This window comes from Bradyrhizobium retamae, assembly GCF_001440415.1.
GTDB lineage: Bacteria > Pseudomonadota > Alphaproteobacteria > Rhizobiales > Xanthobacteraceae > Bradyrhizobium > Bradyrhizobium retamae.
On sequence record NZ_LLYA01000155.1, the window covers coordinates 82,133 to 100,460 of the forward strand.

Sequence of the window (18,328 nt, forward strand, 5' to 3'; positions counted from 1 at the left end):
AGCCAGCCAAAGTGCTGGCGTCAGGAATGTCTTATGTACCCCCATCGTGTTTTGGGAAGCGCGAGCCTGCTTGTGCTTGGCAGTGCGCTATGCCTCACGCCGTCGAACGCGACCGCCCAGACGGCCTTGCCGGCGGTGACCGTCGACGCCCCGCGCCCCGCGACCGCCAGACCTGCGGCTCGCGGGCCGACCGTTCGCGCCGCTGCAAGAACGCAGGCGAGGCCGCCTTCGGCCAACCCTGCGCCTTCAGGGTCGCTAACCGCCGGCATTACCCCCAGCGTGGCGCGTGCGTTGCTCTACCAGGCGCCCAATGGCCAGACCGAGACGACCATCGATCGCAGTCAGTTCGACAACCGGCCGTCGTTCTCCGTGGCCGACGTGCTGCGCGAGAGCCCGGGTATCTCGGTGAAGCAGGGCAACGGGCCGCGCGATATCGGCATCTCGATTCGCGGCTCCAACGCCCGCAACGGCTTTGCCATCCGCAATCTCGTGATCTTCGACGACGGCTTTCCGGTCACCCAGCCGGACGGGCTGTCCCGCAGCGACCTGATCGATCCCAAGGCCTATGGCGCGATCGATGTCATTCGAGGACCGTCGTCAGCGCTCTTTGGCAACTACGCCACCGGCGGCGCGCTCAATTTCCGCACCCGCCGGGGGCATACAATCGACGGGGTCGAATACGGCGTCGATGGCGGCAGCTTCGGATATCTCAATAACTATCTTGCCGCAGGCAAGAAGGTCGGCAATTTCGAGTATTCGCTGTTCGCCAGCGACGCGCGCGGCGACGGTTTTATCCAGAATAGCTGGTTCAACACCCAGACGGTGAATTTCTTAGGGACGTTGCAGGCGACGCCTGACGATCGCTTCACGGTCAAGTTCATCAACAACAATCTCGATGCACGGGTGCCGATCCGGCTGTCGCTCAACCAGTATTATCAGAACCCGTTCCAGCAGGGCTGCGATATGGCGGGCATCGCTGGCTGCGCCTCGGTTAACCTGCTTAACAACGGCTTCAACGGCACAAGGACTCCGATCACCGCCATCCAGGCCGGGCTCGGCCGCGAAGATCGCCGCACCATCGTCGGCGGTAGATGGGAGCACGATTTCGACAATACGACGACCTGGCGCAACCAGTTCGTGTTCGACGATCGCAACATCAGTCAGCCGACCGGAGCAACCAGCGCGATCGGCGATTTCCCGTCGTACAACTACATGAGCGACGTCACCAAGCGCGGCGAAATCCTCGGCATGGAATCGACGACGTATTTTGGCGCGTTCTACAACACGCTGACGGCGTCAAGCGACTCACGTCACGTCATGCCGGGAGGCAATGCGAGGCTCGGTCTTCTGCAAAGCAATACCTGGAGCGACACCACGAACTATGGCGTTCGCGCTCGCGAAGAACTCAAGCTGACGCCGAATCTGACGGCTATCGCCGGCATTGGATGGGAAACCACTCATCTCAAGGGGATTAACACCTCTTACGCCTACAACACGCCCAATGTTCCAACGGCGACGCCAGGAGTGCCGATAGTCGCCGATCGGCAATTTCAGAACGCCGCGCCCGAGCTGGCGCTGCTCTATAGGCTGAACCCCGAATGGCTGTTTCGCGCGCGCGTCGCCACCGGCTACGGCACGCCGCAGGTCGGAAATCTCTTTGTCCTCCCGAACGGGCAGAACGGCAACAACACGCAGCTTAGGACGCAGAAGAACATCGGCTACGACCTCGGCTTCGACTGGACGCCGAACAACACGCTCAGGTTCAGCGCGACGGGATTCTACGAGTTCTTCAAGGACGAGTTGGTGACCCAGGCAACTCAGGTCGGCGCGCCCAATGCGAGCTATACGTTCAATGCGCCGAGATCGGAGCATCGCGGCATCGAACTGGCGGCCGATTGGCAGTTCCTGCCGGGTTGGCGATTTACCGCGGCGTACACCTATCTCGACGAGGTCTACACCCAATACACCGAGAATATCGTCAACGGCGCAACGTTCAGCTTCAACCGCGCGGGCAACAAGATTCCCGGCATCTCGCCGAACGAACTCACCGCGCGCCTTGGCTATGAGCAGATGTGGGGGCCGCTCGCGGGCCTCGGCGCATTTGTCGAAGTCCAGTGGAAAGAATCGTTCTACATGGACAACGCCAATCTCTTGAAGGCGCCCGGCTACGAACTGGTCAATCTCAACGTTCACTACAAGACGGATCTCGTGTCCGACTATTTCAATTCGTTGAGTATGTATGTCGAAGTCAGGAACGTATTTGACCGGACCTATGTGGCTTCCGCGAACAACATCGCAAACTCGGTGACGGCCGGCGGTATCCAGAACTCCGCCGGCGTATTGGCCAACACGACCGGCTCGATCTACGCCGGTTCGCCGCGCGCGTTCATCGCCGGAATGAAGCTGGCGTTCAAATGACCGGACAACACTTCAAAAGGAGTAAAGCCATGCTGCGAATGAGCCTGCTCGCGATGCTCGCCTTCTCGCTCTGCCAGCCCGCCGCGCATGCGCAGATGAGCCATCATCAGCATGCCTCGGAAGCGGCATGCGAGGAGGCCATCTTGCGCTGCGCGTCGAAGGTGACGCCGGCCTTCGCGCCGGATGGAACGCTGTGGCTCGTCTGGATGGCGGGAGGTCAGATTTCGGTGGCGAGTTCGAAGGACGAGGGGCGCAGCTTTTCATCGCCGGTTCAGGTGACCAGGGAAAAGCTCAACCTCGATTGGGGTCCGGATGCGCGTCCGCAGATCGTCATCGACAAGAACGGCGGCATTGCACTGGCCTTTTCGCGCTTCCGGGACAAGGCGTTCAATGGCCAGGTGCTTACCACAAGGTCGGCCGATGGCGGCCAGAGCTTTGCCGAGTTGCGGCCGATTACCTCAAGCAACGAGAGCCAGCGCTTTGTCGCGCTCGGTCTTGATGCTGACGGTTCGGTGTTTGCAGCCTGGATCGACAAGCGCAACCGGGCGCCTGCGCGTGAGGAGGGCAGGAAATACGAAGGGGCAGGGCTGTTCTTCGCGTCGTCGAAGGATGGCGGCGCGAGCTATTCCGAGACGCGGCTGGCAGCCGACAACACCTGCGAATGTTGCCGGCTCGGCCTGGCGTTCGCAGGCGCCGGCCGTCCCGTGGTGGTGTTCAGGAACATCTTCGAAGGCGGTGTGCGCGATCACGCGATCATGACGTTTGCCGATCCGGCGACGCCGAGCGAGGTTCGCCGCGTCAGCCATGACGACTGGCAGATTGCCGCCTGCCCGCATCATGGGCCAAGTCTTTCGATCTCGCCCGCCGGCACTTACCACGCGACCTGGTACACCAGTGGCAAGGCGCGCAAGGGGCTGTTCTACGCCCGCTCGCAAGATGAGGGGCGCACGTTTTCCGATCCGCTTCCGCTCGGCCGCTCCGACCGCAATCCCACGCGGCCCTACGTGCTTGCCGGCCCGCGCGGCGCCACCATGGTCTGGAAAGAGTTCGATGGCGAGAAGACCGCCGTCAACGCAATGACGTCGCATGATGAGGGCACGAGCTGGTCAAAGCCGGTCGTGATCGCCACGACGACGGACACATCTGACCACCCGTTGCTGGTCAGCGCCGGACAGAAGACCTACCTTTCCTGGATGACCAAGGCCGACGGATATCGCCTTCTGCCGATCGGAGATGGATCATGAGACGCCTTCTGCTCGCCGCCATATTCCTCGTTGCCTGTCTGGGCGCTGCGCCCGGCGCCGAGACGCCGTCCGAGCTCACGCTCAAGCCGTTCGTGCGGGGAAGCTGGCAGGACGTGCTGCGTTCCCATGCCGGGCGCCCGACGCTGGTGCATTTCTGGGGCGTCACCTGTGGTCCTTGCAAGGTCGAATTGCCGTTGCTCGGACAATTCATGAAGGACCATTCGGAGATCGACGTTGTGATGATCAGTGCCGACCTTGTTCCGAATCTGGACCGCGCAACGCGTGCGATGCTAGAGAAGGCGGGGCTCGGATCGGCGGAGAACTGGATTTTCAGCGACGGCTTCGTCGAACGCCTCCGGTTCGAGATCGATCCCGCCTGGCAGGGGGACATCCCGCGCACGCTCCTGATCGGGCGGGATGGAACCGTGACCACGATCGAAGGTTCGGCGGAAATACCGGACCTCGAAAAATGGTTGATTCAGCAAAAGGCCACGAAGAAATAAGGACGCAATCCCGCTATTGTGAACATGCACGTTGCATTCTCACGTTAATGCAACGGCGGCCGACCGTCCGTTGTGTGCCGGCCATACTTCATGAATCGAAAGACATCCGATGAAACCTGTCTTGCCATTGTTCGCCTTCGTTACCCTGTTTGCTCTCCTGGGTACGCCCGTGCACGCCCAGGAGGTCAAGGCCGGAGACCTCGTCATCAAGCAAGCCTGGAGCCGCGCTACACCGAGCGGCGCAAAAATCGCCGGCGGCTATCTCACCGTCGAAAACAAGGGCAGCGCGCCGGACAAGCTTGTTGGCGGCTCGGGCGATAACATCGGCAAGGTCGAAATTCACGAGATGGCGATGAACAACGGCGTCATGACGATGCGGCCGCTCGACAAGGGCCTGCCGATCGAGCCGGGCAAGACCGTCAAGCTCGCGCCGGGCGGTTATCACCTGATGCTGATGGATCTCAAGCAGCCCTTCAAGCAGGGCGACAAGGTGCCGGTTACCCTCGAATTCGAGAAGGCAGGAAAGGTGACGTTGTCGCTCGACGTGCAGGGCGTCGGCGCGCGGGGGCCAGCCGGGGGTGAAATGAAGCACGATCATTCCGGCATGAAGAAATAGGCGGCGAGCAATTTTAGGATGGGTGGAGCGAAGCGATACCCATCAATGCCTGCAACCGCGAAGGCGACGGGTATCGCTTCGCTCCACCCATCCTACGAAACCCTGCCAGAACGACCCACAAATCCGCGTTTTCAGCGGCTTTTTCGCGGCTTCCGGCCTTGTGTTTTCGCAGCCGATCCGGTTTCACTGCACGTCTTCCGGTAGCCCACTGATTCCTCGAGTTGTCCCATGCGGTTGTCGCGTTTTTTTCTACCCATCCTGAAAGAGAATCCGAAGGAGGCGGAGATCGTCTCGCATCGGCTGATGCTGCGCGCGGGCATGATGCGGCAGGAGGCTGCAGGCATTTACGCCTGGCTGCCGCTGGGCTTCCGGGTGCTGAAGAAGATCGAGCAGATCGTCCGCGAGGAACAGGACCGCGCCGGCGCCCTGGAACTGTTGATGCCGACGCTGCAGCTCGCCGACCTCTGGCGCGAGAGCGGACGCTACGACGCCTACGGCCCGGAGATGCTGCGCATCAGCGACCGCCACAAGCGCGAATTGCTGTATGGGCCGACCAATGAGGAAATGATCACCGAGATCTTTCGCGCCTACGTCAAATCCTACAGAAATCTGCCGCTAAATCTCTATCACATCCAGTGGAAGTTCCGCGACGAGCAGCGCCCGCGTTTCGGCGTGATGCGCGGCCGCGAGTTCCTGATGAAGGATGCGTACTCCTTCGATATCGACGAGGCGGCGGCGCGCCGTTCCTATAATCGGATGTTCGTCGCTTACCTGCGCACCTTCGCTCGGATGGGATTGAAGGCGATCCCGATGCGCGCCGAGACCGGGCCGATCGGTGGTGATCTCAGCCATGAATTCATCGTGCTCGCGGAAACCGGAGAGTCCGGCGTGTTCTGCAACAGCGACGTGCTGAACCTGCCGATCCCGCCCGACGACGTCGATTACGACGGAGATCTCACTCCGATCATCAAGCAATGGACGTCGGTCTATGCCGCAACCGAGGACGTCCACGATGCCGCTCGTTACGAGCACGAGGTGCCTGCCGACAAGCGCGTCAACACGCGCGGCATCGAGGTCGGCCAGATTTTCTACTTCGGCACCAAATATTCCGATGCGATGAAGGCGCTGGTCGCCGGCCCCGACGGCATCGACGTGCCGATCCATGGCGGTTCCTACGGCGTCGGTGTCTCGCGGCTGGTCGGCGCCATCATCGAGGCCTGCCACGACGATGCCGGCATCAAATGGCCGGAAGCCGTGGCGCCGTTCACCGCCGTGATCTTGAATTTGAAGCAGGGCGACGCAGCCGTCGATGGCGCCTGCGAGAAGCTTTATCGCGAGCTTCAGGCCAAGGGCGTCGACGTGCTCTACGACGATACCGACCAGCGCGCCGGCGCGAAATTCGCGGCCGCCGACCTGATCGGCATCCCTTGGCAGATTCTGGTCGGGCCGAAGGGCCTCGCCGAGGGCAAGCTCGAGATCAAGCGGCGCAGCGATGGGTCGCGCGAGAATCTCAGCCCGGCGGAAGTGGTGGCGAAGATCGCGGGATAAGATATCCACCGCGGCTTATATGTTGGCCAATACGGCCACATTTGGCCCGAATCATGGGATTATCGAGTAATGGATGAGACCATGAACGAGACAGCCCGAACTCCGCCTTTTGCGCCCTTCGAATGGCTGCTGTCCGGGCGTTACCTGCGGGCGCGTCGCAAGGAAGGCTTCATTTCCGTCATTGCTGGCTTTTCGTTCCTCGGCATCATGCTCGGCGTCGCCACGCTGATCATCGTGATGGCCGTGATGAACGGTTTTCGCAAGGAATTGCTGGACAAGATCCTCGGGCTCAACGGCCATCTGTTGGTGCAGCCGCTGGAATCGCCGCTGACCGACTGGAAGGACGTCGCCGAGCGCGTCAGCCTGGTCGACGGCATCCGCCTTGCCGCGCCGGTCGTGGACGGCCAGGCGCTGGCGTCCTCAGCCTTTAATGCTGCCGGTGTGCTGGTACGCGGCATGCGCTCTGCGGACCTGAACAACCTCACCTCGATCGCCAAGAACATCAAGCAAGGCACGATGGAGGGATTTGATGAGGGGCAGGGCGTCATCATCGGACGCCGGCTCGCCGATCAATTGTCGCTGCATGCCGGCGACACCATCACGCTGGTTGCGCCCAAGGGCGCGGTGACCCCGATGGGCACGACGCCGCGCATCAAGCCTTACAAGGTCGCGGCCGTGTTCGAGATTGGCATGTCGGAATATGACGCAAGCTTCGTGTTCATGCCGCTGCCGGAGTCGCAGGCCTATTTCAACCGCAAGGACGATGTCACCGCGATCGAGGTATTCACCAGCAATCCCGATCGAATCGACGCGTTCCGCAAGAGCGTGACGGAGGCAGCCGGGCGGCCGGTGTTTCTGGTCGACTGGCGGCAGCGCAACTCGACCTTTTTCAACGCGCTTCAGGTCGAGCGCAACGTGATGTTTTTGATCCTGACCATGATCGTGCTGGTTGCCGCGCTCAACATCGTTTCGGGCCTGATCATGCTGGTCAAGGACAAGGGCCAGGACATCGCCATCCTGCGCACCATGGGCGCCTCGCAGGGCTCGATCATGCGGATATTCCTGATCACGGGCGCTGCGATCGGTGTGGTCGGCACGCTGACCGGATTTTTCGTCGGCATGCTGATCTGCCTGAATATCGAATCGATCCGGCAGTTCCTGTCCTGGATGACCAACACCGAATTGTTCTCGCCGGAACTCTATTTCCTCTCCCGGCTGCCGGCCGAGATTGATTTCGGCGAGACCACTGCGGTGGTGATCATGGCGCTGACGCTGTCGTTCCTGGCGACACTCTATCCGTCCTGGCGCGCCGCGCGCCTCGATCCCGTCGACGCGCTCCGTTATGAGTGAGGGCGCGATGGCCGAGGAGGCGGAAGATGTACCCGTTATCTATCTCCACGAGATAAAACGCGAGTACCGACAGGGCGAGGCGACGCTGACCATCCTCAACGGCGCCAAGCTTGCGCTGTGGGCGGGACAGTCGGTGGCGCTGGTGGCGCCGTCGGGGTCGGGCAAGTCGACGTTGCTGCACATCGCGGGCCTGCTCGAAAGCCCCGACGAGGGTGAGGTCTATGTCGCGGGCACGCCGACCTCGCAACTATCAGATATCGACCGTACTCGGATCCGGCGCTCCGATATCGGCTTCGTCTATCAATCGCACCGACTGTTGCCGGAATTCACCGCGCTCGAAAACGTCATGCTGCCGCAGATGATCCGCGGCCTCAAACGCTCCGAGACGATCAAGCGCTCGCAGGAGATTTTGGCCTATCTCGGCCTCGGCGATCGCATCTCGCACCGTCCGGCGGAACTGTCCGGCGGCGAACAGCAGCGCGTCGCCATCGCGCGCGCGGTCGCCAATGCGCCCCGGGCGCTACTCGCCGACGAGCCGACCGGAAATCTCGATCCGCATACCGCCGATCACGTCTTCAAGGCGCTGATGCAACTTGTGAAGGCGACGCAGGTCGCGATGCTGATCGCCACCCACAACATGGAGTTGGCCGGCCGCATGGACCGGCGGGTGTCGCTGGTCGATGGCCGGGTCGTCGAAATGGAATAGCGGCGTTCAGTAAACGCCGCGCTTGCGCACCGGCCGATCCTGATAGGCGTTCGACGCGTAGGGATTGGGCACGCATTGCGCCGCGCGCCCCGAGGCGGACAGATTACATTGCGCCAGCGACGTATAGCGGCACTCGTAGTAGGTGGCCGGGCCGTAGACACGCAGGCAGACCGGATAGTCGGAGCCGTAGGTCTGCGCCCAAGCCGGCGCCGAAGCGGAGATCGTTGCAATCGCGAGGATCGCCAAAACCGGAATGCGCATCAGAATCTCCTTTGAGACGTGCAATCGGTCCTCATGTGCAGACGGCCAGCAGACATTCGAGGCGCTCCAGCGTCAAATCACGTTCGCGCGTTGCAAGGGCTCGCGTTCAGTAGCCGTTGCGGTAGCGCTTGTGGCGGCGTGCCGACGGTTCTTGAGATGCATGTGCGTAATACGGATTGATCTCGCATTGCGCCGAGCGGCCCGACGCCGACATGTTGCATTGAGGCAGGGAGGTATAGGCACATTCGTAATAGTTGATCCCCCTGTTATAAACATGCAGGCAAACCGGATAGCGCGGATCGTAAGTCTGTGCCTGCGCCGGTGCCGCTGCCGAGGCCGCCCCGACTGCCAAAATTGCCAAAGCCAGAATACGCATCAGAATCTCCTTCGGGATTGGCGGCTGCGATCGGTCTGCATTTCCGCCTTGGCGTTGAAATAGGGGTTCGCAGCGCAACTCGCATCTCGCCCTGAGGCGGTTGCCTGACACTGCGCGAGCGACGAAAAACTGCAATCGCCGGTACCGGCGCCGAAATCGCAGCCCTTGATGCCGCAGGGAAACTCGCGCGCCGCCGCGGGCATCGCAACCGCAGCCGACACAGCACCGGCGACCATGAGCGCCGGCAATGCCCTTCGCATGCAACCTCCGCCGCAGCGTTTGCAATCTTCAGTCGCTAAGCAGACGACTCGCCAACGTCCGCGTCAAATCACGTTCGCGCGTTGGAATGGCCGTCGGCGGGCGCAAAGCAAACAGGGCGCAACGAGCCCTCGGTGGTGGTGGTCAGTATCTGCCGTAGCCGGGGGCAGGCGGCAGCACGCGGCCGGGCAGCGGGCGATAGTTGGAGGGCGGCGGTTCGCTCTCGCCGACATAATAAGGATTGGCGATGCAGGTGAGGAAGCGTCCCGATGCAGTCGCCTGGCACTGTTCGTAGCTCGTGAAGGTGCAGTAGCTCAGCGCCGGATATTCGTCTCCCTGAAGGCAGAACGGATATCGAGTGCCGACCGCTTCGGCAGGCGCAGCACCGATAGCTGCCAATCCGATCGCGGTCAGCACGGCCAGAATCGCTCTACGCATTTCGAATCTCCCTCACGGCGCATCGGCACTTCGCGTTCCATTCTGACCGACACAAGCCGCAGCTCTGCAATCACGTCAAGCCAATCCGCCTTGCAATACCGCCGCAAAACTAGAACGTGAATTTTTTGCGGCCAGGTTCGGCGCAATGTTTCAAAAAATGCCTGCAAGACAACATTAACTTACGTTCACACTGAGGCCGTTTGACGTGCGTTGTTGCAGTGAGGTTACAGCAATTCGAGCAGACAATGCTATGAGCATGCGGCGGCCTTGGGGGCTGTCAAAAAGGAACGGGAATAAAGAATGAAGAAGGTTTTGCTTGTTACGGCCAGTCTGATCGCGCTCGGCGCGGCTGCGCCGGCTGTTGCTGCTGATCTCGCTGCGCGCCCTTACACCAAGGCGCCCCCGATGGTCGCGGCCGTGTATGATTGGACCGGATTCTACATCGGTGCGAACGGCGGCTGGGGTTCGAGCCGCAACGAGTGGGATTCGGTTCCGCCTTCTGGTCTCGTCGGCCCCGAGGGCTCCCATGATGCGACTGGCGGAACGGTCGGTGGTCAGGTCGGCTATCGCTGGCAGGCTGGCACCTGGGTGTTCGGCGTTGAAGCCCAGGGCAACTGGGCCGACTTCTCGGGCAGCAATTTGAGCCAGGTGTTCGCTACTCGCAACCACACGAACGTCGATGCGTTCGGCCTGTTCACCGGTCAGGTTGGTTATGCCGTCAACAACGTCCTGCTCTACGTCAAGGGCGGTGCTGCTGTGACCTCGAATAGCTACCGCATCTCCAACCTTGCAGGCGCGACCATTGGCGTCACCGGCGACGACACCCGCTGGGGCGGCACGATCGGCGCCGGCCTCGAATACGCCTTCGCGCCGAACTGGTCGATTGGCGTCGAGTACAATCACCTGTTCATGCAGGACCGTACCTACACCTTCACTGCGCCGGGTGGCGGCTTCGTCGGCACCGACCGTATCAGTCAGGACGTTGATCTCGTCACCGCCCGCCTGAACTACAAGTTCGGCGCTCCGGGCGTCGCGAGGTACTGATCGCACGCGACCTGCGACCAACATCGAAGCCCCGGGCGTTGCCCCGGGGCTTTTTTGTTGCTGGCGGCTGGCCGGTTAACCAAGCCGGAATGGTCGCAAGATGTGCCGTGAGACGGGCCTTGACTCCGAGAACAAAAAAGGAACAATGTTCCTCATATGTTCTTTGACAATGGGAGTCGGATCATGTTGCGGATGTTCGTGGAAGAGGCGGCAGCACTGGCGTCGATTACGCTGTTTGTCGGGATGATCGCAGTGTGGGCGCAGGTGATTCCGCAGTTTTGAGGCGCGGCGGAGACCCGGCCCGATTCGGCTTGCGGGGGTGGCTGGGGAAAAGCCGTATGGCGGGCGCGCAAGCGGCGTTCCGCGTGGACTCCTTCCGGCCAAGGCATCACCATTGCGGCAGCGAGTCGGTGCGCACCCAGCGGCCGATGATCGCTCCTCACCATGATGCGAGAGCCTGTTAAGCGACCATGTCCAGTGCCGGATTCGTTCATCTCCACGTTCATTCGGCCTATTCGCTGCTGAAGGGCTCCATCAAGATCGCCAAACTCGGCGAACTGGCGAAAGCCGATCGCCAGCCGGCGCTGGCGCTGACCGACACTGACAACATGTTCGGAGCGCTCGAATTCTCCGACAAGATGGCGGGCTACGGCATCCAGCCGATTGTCGGTTGCGAGCTCGCCGTCGATTTCGGCGACCAGGATCCCAACGCCCGTAATTCGCTTGCCGCCACGCCGTCGCGAATCGTCCTGCTGGCAGCGCGCGAGCGCGGTTACCGCAGCCTGATGCGGCTGAACTCGCGGGCGTTTTTGGAAACGCCGGTCCATCAATCCCCGCACATCAAGCTCGAATGGCTGGAAGGCGATGCCGAGGATTTGATCGCGCTGACCGGCGGCCCCGACGGCCCGATTTCGCTGGCGCTCAACGCCGATCACACAGCGCTTGCAGCCGCGCGTATCGACCGGCTGGCGGGCCTGTTCGGCGATCGCCTCTATGTCGAATTGCAGCGCCATGGCGTCGACAAGGAGCGTCGCGTCGAGGCCGGCCTGATCGATCTCGCTTACGCCAAGGGCCTGCCGCTGGTCGCGACCAACGAGCCATATTTCGCGTCGAACGACGATTATGAGGCCCATGATGCGTTGTTGTGCATCGCCGGCGGCAAGCTGATCGCCGAGGCCGACCGCGAGCAGCTCACCCCGGATCACCGCTTCAAGACCCGCGCCGAAATGGCGGTGCTGTTTGCCGACATTCCGGAAGCGCTGGCCTCCACGATCGAGATCGCCGAGCGCTGCTCGTTCCGGCCAAAGACAAGAAAGCCGATCCTGCCGCGTTTCACCGTCGGCGCCGATTCGGGCTCCGACGCGGCAACCGAAGAAGCCGCGGAGCTGAAGCGTCAGGCCGAGGCGGGGCTCGCACGGCGTCTCCAGGTTCATGGCCTGTCGCCCGGCGCGACGGAAGAGGAATACCAGAAGCGTCTCGCCTTCGAGATCGACGTCATCAACCGCATGAACTATGCGGGCTACTTTCTGATCGTCTCGGACTTTATCAAATGGGCCAAGGCCCACGATATTCCGGTCGGTCCGGGCCGCGGCTCCGGCGCCGGCTCGCTGGTCGCCTACGCGCTCACCATTACCGACCTCGATCCCATTCGCTTCGGGCTACTGTTCGAACGATTCCTCAACCCCGAACGCGTCTCGATGCCGGACTTCGACATCGACTTCTGCCAGGACCGCCGCGGCGAGGTGATCGACTACGTGCAGCAGCGCTATGGCCGCGATCAGGTGGCGCAGATCATCACCTTCGGAACGCTGCAGGCGCGCGGAGTGCTGCGCGACGTCGGCCGCGTGCTGCAGATGCCCTACGGCCAGGTCGACAAGCTCACAAAACTAGTGCCGCAAAATCCCGCCGCGCCGGTGACGCTGGCGCAGGCGATCGAGGGCGAACCCAAGCTGCAGGCGTTTCGAGACGAGGATCCGGTAGTTGCGCGCGCCTTTGACATCGCCCAGCGCCTCGAAGGATTGACCCGCCACGCCTCGACCCACGCCGCCGGCATCGTGATCGGCGACCGGCCTTTAAGCGAACTGGTGCCGCTCTATCGCGATCCCAAATCCGACATGCCGGTGACCCAGTTCAACATGAAATGGGTCGAGCCGGCCGGGCTCGTGAAGTTCGACTTCCTCGGCCTGAAGACGCTGACCGTGCTCGACGTCGCGGTGAAGCTCCTCAGGCAGCGCAACATCCACGTCGATCTGGCGACGCTGCCGATCGACGATGCGCCGAGTTACCAGATGCTGGCGCGGGGCGATGTGGTCGGCGTGTTCCAGGTGGAAAGCCAGGGTATGCGGCGCGCGCTGATCGACATGCGGCCGGACCGCTTCGAAGACATCATCGCGCTGGTGGCGCTCTATCGCCCGGGTCCGATGGCCAACATCCCGACCTATTGCGCGCGCAAGCACGGCGACGAGGAGCCGGAATATCTGCATCCGATCCTGGAGCCGATCCTGAAAGAGACGTTCGGCGTCATCATCTACCAGGAACAGGTGATGCAGATCGCGCAGGTGATGGCCGGCTATTCGCTCGGCGACGCCGACCTGCTGCGCCGCGCGATGGGCAAGAAGATCCGCGCCGAGATGGAGAAGCAGCGCGCGATCTTCGTCGCCGGCGCCGTCAAGAACGGCGTGCCGAAGGGGCAGGCGGACACGATCTTCGAACTGCTCGCCAAATTCGCCGACTACGGCTTCAACAAGAGTCACGCCGCGGCTTACGCGCTGGTGTCCTACCACACCGCCTACATGAAGGCGCATTACCCGGTAGAGTTTCTGGCAGCGTCGATGACGCTCGAACTCAACAACACCGACAAGCTCTCGGAATTTCGCGCCGAGGCGCAGCGGCTCGGCATCAAGGTCGAGGCACCGAACATCAACCGCTCGGGCGCCACCTTCGAGGTTGGCGAGAAGACCATCTACTATGCGCTGGCGGCGCTGAAGGGCGTCGGCCTGCAGGCGGTCGAGCAGATCGTGGAGGAGCGCGAGAAGGGCGCCTTCACCTCGCTTGCGGACTTCGCCGCCCGCGTCAATCCGCGCGCGATCAACAAGCGCGTCATCGAAAGCCTGGCCGCGGCCGGCGCATTCGACACGCTCGAGTCGAACCGCGCCCGCGTCTTTGCCGGGGCGGACGCGATTCTCGCCGCCTGTCAGCGCAGCCACGAAGCCGCAACGATCGGTCAGAACGACATGTTCGGCAATGCTGCCGACGCGCCGACCATCATGCTGCCGCAGATCGAGCCCTGGTTGCCGGCCGAAAAACTCCGCCGCGAGTACGATGCCGTCGGTTTCTTCCTGTCCGGCCATCCGCTCGACGACTACGCCACCGTGTTGAAGCGGCTGCGGGTGCAGTCCTGGGCGGAATTCTCGCGTGCCGTGAAGACCGGTGCAACGGCGGGCAAAGTTGCAGCCACCGTGGTGTCGCGCATGGAGCGCCGCACCAAGACCGGCAACAAGATGGGCATCATGGGACTGTCGGACCCGACTGGACATTTTGAGGCCGTATTGTTTTTCGAAGGCCTGGCGCAATACCGCGACGTGCTGGAGCCGGGAGCGGCCGTATTGCTGCAGCTCGGCGCCGAGTTGCAGGGCGAAGACGTGCGCGCGCGGGTGCTGCATGCCGAGCCGCTGGATGACGCTGCGGCCAAAACCCAGAAGGGCCTGCGGATTTTCGTTCGCGACACCAAACCGCTGGATTCGATTGCGCGACGGCTCAACATGCCGGAAGCATCAGCGCAAAACGGTTCGGCCAAGGGCCTGCCGGCGAAGCCTGCGCCGTCGGGGGGCGCCGATGGCGACGTCTCGCTCGTCATCATGCTCGACCTGCAGACCGAGGTGGAGATGAAGCTGCCGGGCCGCTTCAAGGTCTCGCCGCAGATCGCAGGTGCGATCAAGGCGGTGGCCGGTGTGGTGGACGTGCAGACGCTGTAGGCGTCCCGAGCAGTCCGCGGCCACCGCGCCGCCGTTTATCAAGCCGACTAAAGTCTATCGGGGCCCACTACCAGCAGACCAAGAACCTCTTGGTCAGCTACAGCCCGAAAAAGCTCGGCTTCTTCTGACATCCTTCTGAGTTGCGGGGGCACTTCAACCCGCGCAACGATGCGTTTCGCGAATTCAAGAAGTTGTCATTGCCTTTTTCGATGCCGACCTACCTGAACCGTCATATAATCGAATCGAGGGGGAACTGTGCTGCATCACGGGAGTATTACCTGAAATCGCAGTTACGGAGGTCCGCCATGAAAGTCAAAGACGCGATGCACAAGGGCGTCGACTGGGTCAACCCCGATACGCCTATCACCGAAGTCGCGAAGCTGATGCGAGAACATGATATCGGCTGCATTCCGATCGGAGAGGACGACCATCTGGTCGGGATGGTCACCGATCGCGACATCGTCTGCAAAGGGCTTGCGAATGGCAAGTTCGACCCTAGCCGTGCGCTGGCGCGCGACGTGATGACCGAAGGCATCCATTGCTGCCGCGAGGACGATGACCTTGCCAAGGCCGTCCATCACATGGAGACGCTGCAGGTCCGCAGGTTGCCGGTGATCAACAAGAGCAAGCGAATGGTCGGCATGATCAGCCTCGGCGACGTCAGCCGTTCAGCGCCCAATGATTTGTTGGCCGGATGCGTGAAGAGCGTTTCCGCCCATCACTGACGCGCGGCAGCCCTTGCGCTAATGGGTAGAGCCCGCGTCGAAATCGACGCGGGCGTAGGCACGATCAAGCGGCCTCAATCGTGCGTGCTGAAGTGGCCGCGCCAAGCCTTGGCGTTGAGTCGCGCGAATTGCTCGCCGTCCATGCGGATCAGGGTCGAATGATCGCCGGCCTCCATGTAGATGTCCCGTCGCGCGTCGATGCTGTCGTCGATGATGACATCGAGCCCATAGCACTCGCCAACCGGCGGGATGGCTCCAATGTCGCAGTCGACAAACAGTTCCGCGATCTCTTTTTCGCTCGCCAGGTCGACCTTGTGGCCGAGCTGACTTTTCAGGGTCGACAGATGCAGGTGATGGGAGGCCGGAAGAACGGCCATCATGTAGCCGCCGTCACGGCGCAGCACGACGGCCTTGGCCAGCGCATCGCCCGGCACGTGGCAGGCTTCTGCTGTGCGCGTCGATGACTTCGTGGGGGCATGAGGGATCACGTCGTAGGTGACGCTTTGATCCAGGTATTTCTGCAGGGTTGGGGCGACGGTCATGACGATTTCCTCCATTGCATGGGCATTCCGCACACCGGGAGGAACTCGCGCAGTCGCCTCACGATGCGGGCGAACACGATTAGGGTGAAAGGATACGCCCGCCAGGCGGCCGCGACAATGCGAATCTCCGAGCCGGAACCGGGAGGAGCAGGAATCCAGGGCGCGATTTGACTTGCAGAATGCCTTGCTGAGAGCGCATTTGTTCAAGAAAGGTTCAGCTTAACGCGCGTCTCATACAGCGCGGGCGGAGACAGGGTGGGATCCCATGCGGGCAGCAAGAAGTTTGTCGATCCTCTCGGTGTGTCTCGTCGCGATGTCCGGTCTGGCCGGTCATTTGAGCTCCGCTGTTGCGCAACAGCAGGAAAAGCGCATCGCGCTGGTGGTCGGCAATGCCGCCTATGCGAAATCGCCGCTGGCAACCGCGGCCAACGATGCCGGCCTGATCGCCCAAACCTTGCAGGCGGCGGGATTCGACGTGATCGGCGCCCGCGACCTCGATGGCGACACGCTGCGCAAGAGTTTCCGCGACTTCATCCAGAAGGCCGAAAGCTCGGGGCCGGACACGGTCGCGATGGTCTATCTGGCCGGTTACGGGCTGCAATTGGCCGGCGAGAACTATTTCGTGCCGGTCGATTCCGCGATCAACCGGGATACCGACATTCCGACCGAGGCGCTGCGTACCGGCGACTACATCCGCCAACTCGCTTCGCTCCCGTTGAAGGCCGGAATCGTCGTGCTGGACGCGGCGCGGCAGCAGCCGTTCGTCGAGGGACAGATCGCAAGCGGTCTCGCTCTGGTCGAGGCTGATCCGCATATGCTGATCGCGTTCAACGCAGCGCCCGGGACGGTAGCGCCTGCCGAGCAGGGACCGTACGGCATCTACGCCCAATCGCTGGCCGAGATGATCCGGACAGGTGGATTGCCGCTGCCGGAGGTCTTCAATCGCGTCCGGCTTCGCGTCAACGAAGCCAGCAAGGGCGCCCAGGTGCCATGGGACAGCCAGAAGGTCGACGCTACCTTCACGTTCTTTGAGCGCTCACCGGATGCGCCCGCCCCGGCGCCGCCGGATCAAGTCGCCGCCATCCGCAGCAAGCCGATCCGTGATCTCGGCGTGCAGGACGCTTACGCCGCGGCGCTGGAGCGCGACACGTTGCCGGCCTATGAGGAGTTTCTCGCCGCCTATCCCGACGATCCCATGGCAAAGCGGGTGAGGGCGATCGTGGCGGCGCGGCGCGAAGCGATCACCTGGCGCCGCACCTACCGTGCCGACACCCCGAACGCTTATTGGTCGTATCTGCAACGTTACCCGCGCGGGCCTCATGCGGCCGATGCGCGCCGCCGTCTTGCCATTCTCACCGCGCCGCTCGAGCCGCCGCCGACATTCGATGTCATCGATTACGACGTGCCGCCGCCGCCGCCGGACGAGTTCATCTATGTCGATCGTCCGGTGCTGGTGTTCAGCGATCCCGAGTTCGATTTTGTCCCGCCACCACCGGCGCCGGTCTACTACCTGCCGCCGCCGCCGGACGATTTCGTGGTGCTGGAGCCGCCACCGCCGCCGATCGGGCTGTTCATCCTGCCGCAGCCGATCTTTGTGCCGATACCGGTCTATGTGAGGCCGCCGCGCTATGTCGCGCCGCCGCCGAACAACATCATCTTTGCCAACATCCACAACCGGACCGTGATCAACAGCGTCATCAACAGGCCGCAGCCCACTTTGCCTGCGGCGGGACTTGGTGACAGGGGACGTCCCGGCATCCCGGCGTCGAGGGTTGCGCCGGCCCAGGTTGGTGGCGCCACACCGACGCTGCCGCCTGCGGTGGCGCAACGGGCCACGCTGATCCAGCAGGGCAAAGCGCCTGTGCCGCCAAGCGCCGCGATCAATCCTGCCGTGAGGACGGGTTTGCCCGGCGCTCCGGCCGGGCAGACCGGACGGCCGAGCGCGGTGCAGCCGGCGAACGCACCCGCCGCGCTGCCGTCGACACAGCCCGTGCCGAGGACCAACGCCCTGCCGGTTCCGGGCGCCAGGGGCGCGCCACCCACGCCCCCAAGCGCCGCCGTCAATCCGACCGCAAGGCCAGCTCCGGGTCCGTTGCGCCCGGGGGCGCCCACCACACCCGGCGCTGTCAGTGCGCGGCCGGCTACTGGCGCGACTGCTCCCGCGGCTCCGGCAGGCCGGCAGCCCGCGGTTGCGCCGCCAGCCAGTGCCGCCGCGCCATCAAGGCCGGCTGCTGCGGTTGCGCCAAAACCTCAATTGCAACCTGAGCTGCGGCGTGGCCCGCCACCGTCTGCGGTGCAGGTGGCAAGGCCCCCGCCACCGCCGGC

The 18,328-nt window shown here is 62.8% G+C and carries 16 protein-coding genes; 11 read left to right on the forward strand and 5 right to left on the reverse strand.

The window, feature by feature from the left end; genetic code table 11:
* Positions 1-33 precede the first annotated feature (33 nt).
* The 7 genes from CQ13_RS18680 (at position 34) to CQ13_RS18710 (ending at position 8,385) form a co-directional block, all read left to right on the forward strand.
* On the forward strand, positions 34-2,418 hold the full coding sequence (locus CQ13_RS18680) for a TonB-dependent receptor family protein (protein WP_082637534.1): 2,385 nt from the start codon (positions 34-36) through the stop codon (positions 2,416-2,418).
* 29 nt (positions 2,419-2,447) lie between these two features.
* Complete coding sequence (locus tag CQ13_RS18685; protein WP_057844302.1) at positions 2,448-3,662, forward strand: sialidase family protein; 1,215 nt, start codon at positions 2,448-2,450, stop codon at positions 3,660-3,662.
* The gene (locus CQ13_RS18690; protein ID WP_057844303.1) at positions 3,659-4,165 is read left to right on the forward strand and encodes a TlpA family protein disulfide reductase; all 507 of its coding nucleotides are present in this window, start codon (positions 3,659-3,661) and stop codon (positions 4,163-4,165) included. The genes CQ13_RS18685 and CQ13_RS18690 overlap by 4 nt, the downstream gene beginning before the upstream one ends.
* A gap of 109 nt (positions 4,166-4,274) precedes the next feature.
* Entirely contained in the window at positions 4,275-4,781 is a 507-nt protein-coding gene (locus CQ13_RS18695; RefSeq protein WP_057844304.1) for a copper chaperone PCu(A)C, read from the forward strand.
* A gap of 228 nt (positions 4,782-5,009) precedes the next feature.
* Positions 5,010-6,329, forward strand: a complete 1,320-nt coding sequence (gene proS / locus CQ13_RS18700) for a proline--tRNA ligase (RefSeq protein ID WP_057844305.1) — start codon at positions 5,010-5,012, stop codon at positions 6,327-6,329.
* A gap of 69 nt (positions 6,330-6,398) precedes the next feature.
* Complete coding sequence (locus tag CQ13_RS18705; RefSeq protein WP_057844306.1) at positions 6,399-7,679, forward strand: lipoprotein-releasing ABC transporter permease subunit; 1,281 nt, start codon at positions 6,399-6,401, stop codon at positions 7,677-7,679.
* 7 nt (positions 7,680-7,686) lie between these two features.
* Positions 7,687-8,385, forward strand: coding sequence for an ABC transporter ATP-binding protein (locus CQ13_RS18710; protein ID WP_057844321.1), 699 nt, complete (start codon positions 7,687-7,689; stop codon positions 8,383-8,385).
* A 6-nt stretch (positions 8,386-8,391) separates the two neighbouring features.
* On the opposite strand, the gene CQ13_RS18715 is transcribed toward CQ13_RS18710, so the two are convergent.
* The 4 genes from CQ13_RS18715 to CQ13_RS18730 all read right to left on the reverse strand — a co-directional run bounded on the left by CQ13_RS18715 (position 8,392) and on the right by CQ13_RS18730 (position 9,718).
* Positions 8,392-8,646 (reverse strand): DUF3551 domain-containing protein, encoded by a 255-nt coding sequence (locus tag CQ13_RS18715; protein ID WP_057844307.1) that lies wholly within the window; start codon positions 8,644-8,646, stop codon positions 8,392-8,394.
* A 106-nt stretch (positions 8,647-8,752) separates the two neighbouring features.
* Complete coding sequence (locus tag CQ13_RS18720) at positions 8,753-9,022, reverse strand: DUF3551 domain-containing protein (protein ID WP_063800102.1); 270 nt, start codon at positions 9,020-9,022, stop codon at positions 8,753-8,755.
* Positions 9,022-9,282, reverse strand: a complete 261-nt coding sequence (locus CQ13_RS18725; RefSeq protein ID WP_057844308.1) for a DUF3551 domain-containing protein — start codon at positions 9,280-9,282, stop codon at positions 9,022-9,024. The genes CQ13_RS18720 and CQ13_RS18725 overlap by 1 nt, the downstream gene beginning before the upstream one ends.
* Positions 9,283-9,424: 142 nt before the next feature.
* On the reverse strand, positions 9,425-9,718 hold the full coding sequence (locus CQ13_RS18730; RefSeq protein ID WP_057844309.1) for a DUF3551 domain-containing protein: 294 nt from the start codon (positions 9,716-9,718) through the stop codon (positions 9,425-9,427).
* Between the two features lie 300 nt (positions 9,719-10,018).
* Between CQ13_RS18730 and CQ13_RS18735 the strand changes: the two genes are divergently transcribed.
* The 3 genes from CQ13_RS18735 (at position 10,019) to CQ13_RS18745 (ending at position 15,461) form a co-directional block, all read left to right on the forward strand.
* Entirely contained in the window at positions 10,019-10,762 is a 744-nt protein-coding gene (locus CQ13_RS18735) for an outer membrane protein (RefSeq protein ID WP_057844310.1), read from the forward strand.
* Positions 10,763-11,232: 470 nt separating this feature from the next.
* Positions 11,233-14,736 carry a DNA polymerase III subunit alpha gene (dnaE, locus tag CQ13_RS18740; RefSeq protein ID WP_057844311.1) on the forward strand — a complete coding sequence of 1,168 codons (3,504 nt, stop codon included), beginning with the start codon at positions 11,233-11,235 and terminating at the stop codon, positions 14,734-14,736.
* A gap of 305 nt (positions 14,737-15,041) precedes the next feature.
* Positions 15,042-15,461 carry a CBS domain-containing protein gene (locus CQ13_RS18745; RefSeq protein ID WP_057844312.1) on the forward strand — a complete coding sequence of 140 codons (420 nt, stop codon included), beginning with the start codon at positions 15,042-15,044 and terminating at the stop codon, positions 15,459-15,461.
* A 74-nt stretch (positions 15,462-15,535) separates the two neighbouring features.
* On the opposite strand, the gene CQ13_RS18750 is transcribed toward CQ13_RS18745, so the two are convergent.
* Complete coding sequence (locus CQ13_RS18750) at positions 15,536-16,003, reverse strand: aminoacyl-tRNA deacylase (RefSeq protein ID WP_057844323.1); 468 nt, start codon at positions 16,001-16,003, stop codon at positions 15,536-15,538.
* A gap of 265 nt (positions 16,004-16,268) precedes the next feature.
* On the opposite strand from CQ13_RS18750, the gene CQ13_RS18755 reads away from it, so the two are divergent.
* The coding region (locus CQ13_RS18755) for a caspase family protein (RefSeq protein WP_082637535.1) at positions 16,269-18,328 on the forward strand (2,060 nt) is incomplete at its 3' end.

Coding starts and splice junctions, on each gene's coding strand:
- CQ13_RS18680 (WP_082637534.1), top strand. CDS start 34: ATGTACCCCCATCGTGTTTTGGGAAGCGCGAGCCTGCTTGTGCTTGGC.
- CQ13_RS18685 (WP_057844302.1), top strand. CDS start 2,448: ATGCTGCGAATGAGCCTGCTCGCGATGCTCGCCTTCTCGCTCTGCCAG.
- CQ13_RS18690 (WP_057844303.1), top strand. CDS start 3,659: ATGAGACGCCTTCTGCTCGCCGCCATATTCCTCGTTGCCTGTCTGGGC.
- CQ13_RS18695 (WP_057844304.1), top strand. CDS start 4,275: ATGAAACCTGTCTTGCCATTGTTCGCCTTCGTTACCCTGTTTGCTCTC.
- proS (WP_057844305.1), top strand. CDS start 5,010: ATGCGGTTGTCGCGTTTTTTTCTACCCATCCTGAAAGAGAATCCGAAG.
- CQ13_RS18705 (WP_057844306.1), top strand. CDS start 6,399: ATGGATGAGACCATGAACGAGACAGCCCGAACTCCGCCTTTTGCGCCC.
- CQ13_RS18710 (WP_057844321.1), top strand. CDS start 7,687: ATGGCCGAGGAGGCGGAAGATGTACCCGTTATCTATCTCCACGAGATA.
- CQ13_RS18715 (WP_057844307.1), bottom strand. CDS start 8,646: ATGCGCATTCCGGTTTTGGCGATCCTCGCGATTGCAACGATCTCCGCT.
- CQ13_RS18720 (WP_063800102.1), bottom strand. CDS start 9,022: ATGCGTATTCTGGCTTTGGCAATTTTGGCAGTCGGGGCGGCCTCGGCA.
- CQ13_RS18725 (WP_057844308.1), bottom strand. CDS start 9,282: ATGCGAAGGGCATTGCCGGCGCTCATGGTCGCCGGTGCTGTGTCGGCT.
- CQ13_RS18730 (WP_057844309.1), bottom strand. CDS start 9,718: ATGCGTAGAGCGATTCTGGCCGTGCTGACCGCGATCGGATTGGCAGCT.
- CQ13_RS18735 (WP_057844310.1), top strand. CDS start 10,019: ATGAAGAAGGTTTTGCTTGTTACGGCCAGTCTGATCGCGCTCGGCGCG.
- dnaE (WP_057844311.1), top strand. CDS start 11,233: ATGTCCAGTGCCGGATTCGTTCATCTCCACGTTCATTCGGCCTATTCG.
- CQ13_RS18745 (WP_057844312.1), top strand. CDS start 15,042: ATGAAAGTCAAAGACGCGATGCACAAGGGCGTCGACTGGGTCAACCCC.
- CQ13_RS18750 (WP_057844323.1), bottom strand. CDS start 16,003: ATGACCGTCGCCCCAACCCTGCAGAAATACCTGGATCAAAGCGTCACC.